Origin of the sequence: Acidovorax sp., from assembly GCF_047607405.1 — a bacterium.
GTDB lineage: Bacteria > Pseudomonadota > Gammaproteobacteria > Burkholderiales > Burkholderiaceae_C > Acidovorax.
Window position 1 is genome coordinate 1 of the sequence record NZ_JASGDA010000095.1, and the last position, 7,647, is coordinate 7,647.

The 7,647-nt window shown below is 66.1% G+C and carries 8 protein-coding genes; all 8 read right to left on the reverse strand.

The window, feature by feature from the left end; translation table 11 throughout:
* Positions 1-535, reverse strand: a 535-nt coding sequence (locus tag QM569_RS11405) for a hypothetical protein (RefSeq protein ID WP_414987352.1), incomplete at its 3' end; no start/stop codon positions are given.
* A gap of 51 nt (positions 536-586) precedes the next feature.
* Complete coding sequence (gene aspS, locus QM569_RS11410; RefSeq protein WP_414987353.1) at positions 587-2,398, reverse strand: aspartate--tRNA ligase; 1,812 nt, start codon at positions 2,396-2,398, stop codon at positions 587-589.
* 47 nt (positions 2,399-2,445) lie between these two features.
* On the reverse strand, positions 2,446-3,069 hold the full coding sequence (locus QM569_RS11415) for a DUF502 domain-containing protein (protein WP_414987354.1): 624 nt from the start codon (positions 3,067-3,069) through the stop codon (positions 2,446-2,448).
* A gap of 11 nt (positions 3,070-3,080) precedes the next feature.
* The gene (locus tag QM569_RS11420; protein ID WP_414987355.1) at positions 3,081-3,392 is read right to left on the reverse strand and encodes an FmdB family zinc ribbon protein; all 312 of its coding nucleotides are present in this window, start codon (positions 3,390-3,392) and stop codon (positions 3,081-3,083) included.
* 47 nt (positions 3,393-3,439) lie between these two features.
* Positions 3,440-4,894 carry a sodium:solute symporter family protein gene (locus QM569_RS11425; protein WP_414987356.1) on the reverse strand — a complete coding sequence of 485 codons (1,455 nt, stop codon included), beginning with the start codon at positions 4,892-4,894 and terminating at the stop codon, positions 3,440-3,442.
* A 30-nt stretch (positions 4,895-4,924) separates the two neighbouring features.
* Positions 4,925-6,493, reverse strand: coding sequence for a ubiquinone biosynthesis regulatory protein kinase UbiB (ubiB, locus tag QM569_RS11430; protein ID WP_414987357.1), 1,569 nt, complete (start codon positions 6,491-6,493; stop codon positions 4,925-4,927).
* The gene (locus QM569_RS11435) at positions 6,490-7,020 is read right to left on the reverse strand and encodes a hypothetical protein (RefSeq protein WP_414987358.1); all 531 of its coding nucleotides are present in this window, start codon (positions 7,018-7,020) and stop codon (positions 6,490-6,492) included. Before QM569_RS11435 ends, ubiB begins: the two co-directional genes overlap by 4 nt.
* A 37-nt stretch (positions 7,021-7,057) precedes the next feature.
* The coding region (locus tag QM569_RS11440; RefSeq protein WP_414987359.1) for a Tim44 domain-containing protein at positions 7,058-7,647 on the reverse strand (590 nt) is incomplete at its 5' end.

Genomic DNA, 7,647 nt, shown 5'->3' on the forward strand with positions numbered 1-7,647 from the left:
ACGGTTCCAGCGGGCGGGGCAGATCGCGCAAATGTTTGGGTAGCCACGGCAGGCCGCGCAGGCGGTGGCTGCCCGCCGGGGCAGGAAAGTCGCGCAACTGCGCGGTGAAGGCCCGCGCGCTGCGGGCCAGTTCCGGCAGCAGCCACAGGTCGCGCACCCTGACCAGATCGACAGCCTCGCACTGCGCCAGCCGGCCGGTCAGCGGCGTAAAGCCGAAATCGGGGTAAGTGCTGCCGACATACGCCTTTGCTTCACCCGGGCCTGTATCCAGAATGGCATGGATATCCGCCAGCCCCGGCCCGCTGTAGATGCGCTTGCGCTGACGGTCGAACAGCAGGCGTCTGCCGCGCTCGTCACCCGGCGGCAGATAGGCGAAAAACCAGCGCCCGCCGTCTGAAAACCGTCCCGGATCGATGCCTTGCAGCACCACGCCGTCGGGGAACAGATAGTCACAAAACATCGGCCCGCCCATGCCCAGCTCGAACCAGTCAAAGGGGAGGATCGTGTCTCCCTCGGGGGTGGTGATGGGATACATGGGGCTGACCCTTGAGCATCAAGTGCCAGCAGCTTACTTTATAGGAGCGGTTCAGGCCGCAGGCGCCACGTTGCGCAGCCGGATGTGCAACTCGCGCAACTGCTTTTCATCGACGGGCGACGGCGCCTGCGTCAGCAGGTCCTGCGCGCGCTGGGTCTTGGGGAAGGCGATCACGTCGCGGATCGACTCGGCGCCGGTCATCAGCGTGATGAGGCGGTCGAGGCCGAAGGCCAGGCCGCCGTGCGGGGGCGCGCCGTACTGCAGCGCGTCGAGCAGGTAGCCGAACTTGGCGCGGGCGTCCTCGGGCGTGATCTTGAGCGCGGTGAAGACCTTGCTCTGCACGTCGGCGCGGTGGATACGCACCGAGCCGCCGCCCAGCTCCCAGCCGTTGAGCACCATGTCGTAGGCCTTGGCCAGGCATTGGCCGGGGTCGGTGTCCATCAGGTCTTCGTGGCCGTCCTTGGGCGACGTGAAGGGGTGATGCACTGCCGTCCAGCGGTCTTCTTCCTCGTCGTGCTCGAACATGGGGAAGTCCACCACCCACAGCGGCGCCCAGCGGTTCTCGAACAGGCCGTTCTTCTTGCCGAACTCGCTGTGGCCGATCTTCAGGCGCAGCGCGCCGATGGCGTCGTTGACGATCTTTTCCTTGTCGGCGCCGAAGAACAGCAGGTCGCCGTTCTGCGCGCCGGAGCGCTTCAGCACCTCGGCCAGCGCCGCGTCGTGGATGTTCTTGACGATGGGCGACTGCAGACCGTCGCGGCCCTTGCTCAGGTCATTCACGCGGATGTACGCGAGGCCCTTGGCGCCGTAGATCTTCACGAACTCGGTGTAGGCGTCGATCTCGCCGCGGCTGATGCCGCCGCCCTCCACCGATCCGCCAGGCACGCGCAGCGCGACCACGCGGCCGCCCTTCATGTTGGCGGCGCCGGAGAAAACCTTGAAGTCCACGTCCTTCATCACGTCCGTCAGCTCGGTGAATTCGAGCTTCACGCGCAGGTCGGGCTTGTCGGAGCCGAAGCGGCGCGCGGCCTCCTGGTAGGTCATGATGGGGAATTCGCCCAGGTCAACATCCAGTTGCTGCTTGAACACCTCGGTGACCATGCGCTGGAAGATGGCGCGGATTTCCTCCTCGCCCAGGAACGAGGTCTCGCAGTCGATCTGCGTGAACTCGGGCTGGCGGTCGGCGCGCAGGTCCTCGTCGCGGAAGCACTTGGTGATCTGGTAGTAGCGGTCGTAGCCCGCCACCATCAGCATCTGCTTGTAGAGCTGGGGCGACTGCGGCAGCGCGAAGAACTGGCCGTCGTGTACGCGGCTGGGCACGAGGTAGTCGCGCGCGCCCTCGGGCGTGCTCTTGCCCAGCATGGGTGTCTCGATGTCGATGAAGCCCTCTTTATCGAGGAAGTTGCGCACCTGGATGGCCGTCTTGTAGCGCAGCATCATGTTGCGCTGCATGTAGGGGCGGCGCAGGTCCATCACGCGGTGCGTGAGGCGCGTTGTCTCGGACAGGTTCTCGTCGTCCATCTGGAAGGGCGGCGTGACCGAGGGGTTGAGCACGTTCAGCTCGTGGCAAAGCACTTCGATCTGGCCGCTCTTGAGCTTGTCGTTGGTGGTGCCCGCAGGGCGCGCGCGCACCAGGCCCTTGATCTGGATGCAGAACTCGTTGCGGATGCCCTCGGCAGTCTTGAACATCTCGGCGCGGTCGGGGTCGCACACCACCTGCACGTAGCCTTCGCGGTCGCGCAGGTCGATGAAGATCACGCCGCCATGGTCGCGGCGGCGATTCACCCAGCCGCACAGGGTGACGGTTTGGCCCATCAGGGCTTCGGTGACGAGACCGCAATAGTGGGAACGCATGGAGGACATGGCAGAACTTCCGGCGCCTCGTGGGCGCAGTTTATTGAATGGGTGGATTACTTGGGCGCCGCTGCGAGCAGGGGGTCGGGCGGGGCAACCACACCCATGGAAACGATGTATTTGAGCGCCGCGTCAACGCTCATTTCGAGTTCGAGGCAATCACTCTTGCGCACCATGACGAAGTAACCGCCCGTGGGGTTGGGCGTGGTGGGCACATACACACTGACGAACTCGTCGCGCAGATAGGCCGCCGCTTCGCCACTGGGCGCGCCGGTGACAAAAGCCACCGTCCAGACGCCCTCGCGCGGCCACTGCACCAGCACGGCCTTGCGGAAGGCGTTGCCGCTTTCGGAGAACAGCGTGTCCGACACCTGCTTGACGCTGGAATAGATGGAGCGCACCACAGGAATGCGGCTGACCAGACGGTCTCCCCACTCCACGAGCTTGCGGCCCGCGAAGTTGCTGGCCGTGGCGCCCACCACCAGCAATATCAGCAGCGTGAGCACCACGCCAAAGCCGGGCACGTGAACGCCCAGCACCTTGTCGGGGTGCCATGCCTCGGGCAGGATTTGCAGCGTCTGGTCGAGCGTGCTGACGATCCAGTGAAGCACCCAGGCCGTGATGACCCCTGGAACGATCACCAGCAGGCCCGTCAGCAGCCATTTGCGCAAAGCAGTCATGAAGGGGTTACTCAGCTCGCCGAAGCGGATTTGGAGTCAGATGCGGGCGTGGCGCTTGCTGGGCTTGCACTGGTTGCTTCTGTTTTAGGAGCATCCGTCTTGCTTTCGGTAGCGGGGGCTGCGCTGCCGCCACCGGCATTGCCACCCCGGAAGTCGGTCACGTACCAGCCAGAGCCCTTGAGCTGAAAGCCCGCTGCCGTGACCTGCTTGGAAAAGGTTTCGGCACCGCAGGCAGGGCACAGCGTCAGGGGCGCGTCGGAGATTTTTTGCAGCACGTCCTTGGCATGGCCACAGGAGCCGCACTTGTAGGCGTAGATAGGCATGTCGAGAGTGTGTGGGAAATGCAAAACCCTCGATTATAAGAATGTGTTTACCTCTCCACCCCAGCGATACGGTGGTGCGACGCGTGCGCATTGCGCACCGCCTGGGGCGCAAGCGAGCCGAGCACCATGCCCGCCATGGCCGCCAGCACACCGGCCAGCTGCTGCGGAAAGGTTTCGCCCAGCGCCGGGGTCAGCATGAACGCCAGCCACACGGCTATGCCCAGCACCACCGCGCACAGCGCGCCCTGGGTGGTGGCGCGCTTCCAGTACAAACCGAAGGCCAGCGGCACGAAGGCCCCGACCAGCGGCACCTGGTACGCGCTGGACACCAGTTCGTAAATGGGCGTGCCTTCCATCTTGATGGAGTAAGCCAGCACGCAGCCCGCGAACACCAGCACGCTGATGCGCATGGTGAGCAGGTTCTCGCGGTCGCTGATCTGCTCGGGGCGGAACTGACGCCAGATGTTCTCGGTAAACGTCACGCTGGGCGCCAGCAGCGTGGCCGACGCGCAGGATTTGATGGCCGAGAGCAGCGCGCCGAAAAACAGCACCTGCATGACCACGGGCATGCGCTCCATCACCAGCGTGGGCAGCACCTTCTGCGGGTCGTCCTGCAGCAACGCGGCGGTCTGCTCCGGCATGATGATGAGCGCACTCGCGACGAGGAACATGGGCACGAAAGCGAACAGGATGTAGGCCGAGCCGCCGATCACCGTGCCGTGCGTGGCGGCGCGCTCGCTGCGGGCCGACATGACACGCTGGAACACGTCCTGCTGCGGGATGGACCCGAGCATCATGGTGATGGCCGCCGCGAAGAAGAAGACGATCTCGTGCCAGCTCGGCTCGGGCCAGAACTTGAACAGGTCGCGGCTGGTGGCAAGGTCGATCACGCGGCCCGCGCCGCCCGCCATGTCGGCGGCGAACCAGGACAGCACCACCAGGCCCACGACGAGGATGATCATCTGGATGAAGTCGGTAACGGCCACCGACCACATGCCGCCCCAGAGCGTGTAGATGAGGATGGACGCCACGCCGATGGTCATGCCCCACGGAATGCTGACCGCCCCACCCGAGAGCAAATTGAACACCAGCCCCAGCGCCGTGACCTGCGCCGACACCCAGCCCAGGTAGCTGAGCATGATGATGAGCGAGCAGATCACCTCGATGGTGCGGCCAAAGCGCTCGCGGTAGTAGTCGCTGATGGTCAGCAGCGTCATGCGGTAGAGCTTGCCCGCGAAGAACAGCCCGACCAGGATCAGGCACATGCCGGCGCCGAACGGGTCTTCCACCACCGCATGCAGTCCGCCCTCGATGAACTTGGCGGGCACGCCCAGCACGATCTCCGACCCGAACCACGTGGCGAACGTGGTGGTGACGATCATGTACATGGGCAAGTGCCGCCCGGCGATGGCAAAGTCGGCGGTGTTCTTGACGCGCTGCGCAGCCCACACGCCGATGCCGATGGTGAACAGCAGATAGACCAGAACCAGGGTCAGCAGCACGGGGCGCTCCTCTCTTTTCTTTCCGTCGAATCAAAAAAGCCGGATTCTGATGAGCAACTGCACCAGCAGCAATCCCAGCACGAACCCGACACCAGCAAAAATGATGCCCTGCAGCAGCTTGTTGGTGCGCTTTTGCGCGTCCAGCAGTTCGCGCAGCAGGGCCTGCGACGGCTCCTGCGGGCGCTGGCGCAGGGCGTCGTGCAGCAGGCGCGGCAGCTCGGGGAGGTACTTGGCATAGTGCGGCGCTTCGGCGCGCAGCTCGCGCCACAGGCGCTGCGGGCCCATCTGCTCCAGCATCCACTTTTCGAGGAAGGGCTTGGCCGTGCTCCACAGGTCCAGGTCGGGGTCCAGCTCGCGGCCCAGGCCCTCGATGTTGAGCAGGGTCTTTTGCAGCAGCACCAATTGAGGCTGGATCTCGACGTGGAAGCGCCGCGAGGTCTGGAACAGCCGCATGAGCACCATGCCGAGCGAGATTTCCTTCAATGGCCGGTCGAAATACGGCTCGCACACGGCGCGGATGGCCGACTCCAGGTCGTTGGCGCGCGTGCCCTGCGGCACCCAGCCGCTTTCGATGTGCAGTTCGGCCACGCGCTTGTAGTCGCGGCGGAAGAACGCCACGAAGTTCTGCGCCAGGTATTCCTTGTCGCTTTCGGTCAGCGTGCCGACGATGCCGAAGTCCAGCGAGATGTAGCGCCCGAAGGTGGCGGGCTCGATGCTGACCTGGATGTTGCCCGGGTGCATGTCGGCGTGAAAGAACCCGTCGCGGAACACCTGGGTGAAGAAGATCGTGACGCCGTCGCGCGCGAGCTTGGGGATGTCCACGCCCGCCGCGCGCAGGCGCTCCACCTGGCTGATGGGCACGCCGTACATGCGCTGCATCACCATGACCTCGGGGTGGCAGAAGTCCCAGAACACCTCGGGGATCAGCACCAGGTCCAGCCCGGCCATGTTGCGGCGCAGTTGCGCGGCGTTGGCGGCCTCGCGCACCAGGTCCAGCTCATCGTGCAGGTAGTTGTCGAACTCGGCCACCACCTCGCGGGGTTTCAGGCGCTTGCCGTCGGCGGAGAGCTTTTCGACCCAGCCCGCCATCATGCGCATCAGGGCGAGGTCTTTTTCGATGACCGGCAGCATGCCGGGGCGCAGCACCTTGACGGCCACCTCGCGCTCCACGCCCTGGCGGTCACGCAGCGTGGCGAAGTGGACTTGCGCGATGGATGCGCTGGCGACCGGCTCGCGGTCGAAGGACGTGAAGACCTCGCCCACGGGCCTGCGGAACGCGCGCTCGATGGTGGCGATGGCGATGCCGGGGTCGAACGGCGGCACGCGATCCTGCAGCCGGGCCAGTTCGTCGGCCACGTCCGCAGGCAGCAGGTCGCGCCGCGTGGAAAGCACCTGGCCGAACTTGACGAAGATCGGCCCCAGGCTCTCCAGCGCTTCGCGCAGGCGCTGGCCCCGGGGTGCGTCCAGGTTGCGGCCCAGGGACAGGATGCGCGACACCGACCGCAGCCAGGGCCGTTGAAAGCTGTCGAGCGCCAGCCCATCCAGGCCGTACCGGAACACCACCCACAGGATGGTGGCGCCCCGCAAGAGCTGTTTCATGATTTTGCAGCGCCGCCCACAAACTGGCGCAGCGCCTGCGCCGCCCGCCGCGCCACCTGCGCCACGGTGTGCGCGGGCGCGTCGCCGACCACGCGGGCCAGGTCTTCCTCGACATCCCAGCGCACGTTGTCCACCAGCCACTGGATCTCGCCCGCAAACTGCACGTCGCCGTCGATGCGGATGGCGGGTCTGTCGCCGCGCAGGGCCGCCTGGGCCAACGCGAAAGGCGAGGTTTCGGTCACTTCGATGCGCAGGTCGGGCGTGGCGGATTCGGGCGCCAGGTTGAACAGCCCCGCAGGCGTGATGACCAGCGCCATGGAATACACGCGCCACTGCACGCGGACGATGCGGCCCTGTTGGCGCACCAGGCGCTCCATGGCCAGCGGCTCCTGCATCAGCACGTGGTTCAGGAACAGCACCACGCGCTGCTGCACCTCGTGTACCAGCCACTGCGGCGGCTGCGGGCCTGCGGCGACGCGCTCCATCAGGCCGTTCAGAAAAGGAAAAGGGGACTGTGGTGTAACCATAGTCCCCGATTATTCCCGAGTTGGGCCGCGCTTTGGCTTACTGCAGCGCCTGCACGCCCGCCACCAGCCAGCCGCTGCCGCCCGACTTGGGCTTGGTCATGTTCCAGACCTCGCGGAAGGGGCTGGGGCCAGCAGAGGGCTCCTCGCGGATCATGCCGGAGAACTCCACGCTCGCCATGTAGCCGTCGCCCAGGTCCTCGATGCCCAGCAGTTGCGCCTCGATCATCACCACGTCCGTCTGGTTGGGCTGGGCGCCGCGGTGGGCCTCGCGCTCGCTCAGCTGCGTGCGGATTTCGTCCAGCATGCCGTCGGTCATCATGGAGCGCAGCGTGGGGATGTCCGAGCGGTCCCAGGCGGCCTGCAGCGTGACGAAGTTGCGCTTGGCAGCGGCCAGGAAGCCCGCAGTGTCGAAGTCCGCCGGAATGCCCCAGTTCTGCGACCCCGCCAGCGCCGAGCCGATCACCGTGCCGCCCGCCTGCTGCGGCGCCTGGAAGGCCATGCCGTTGCGCTCCCACGGGCGCGCCGAGGCGTCGTTGCCCACCTTGTCGGGGCTGTACTGCGGCAGCGCCCGCGCCGCCGACGGCGTGGCCGCGCCCGCGCCCTGCAGCGCAAACGGCGCGCTGCCAC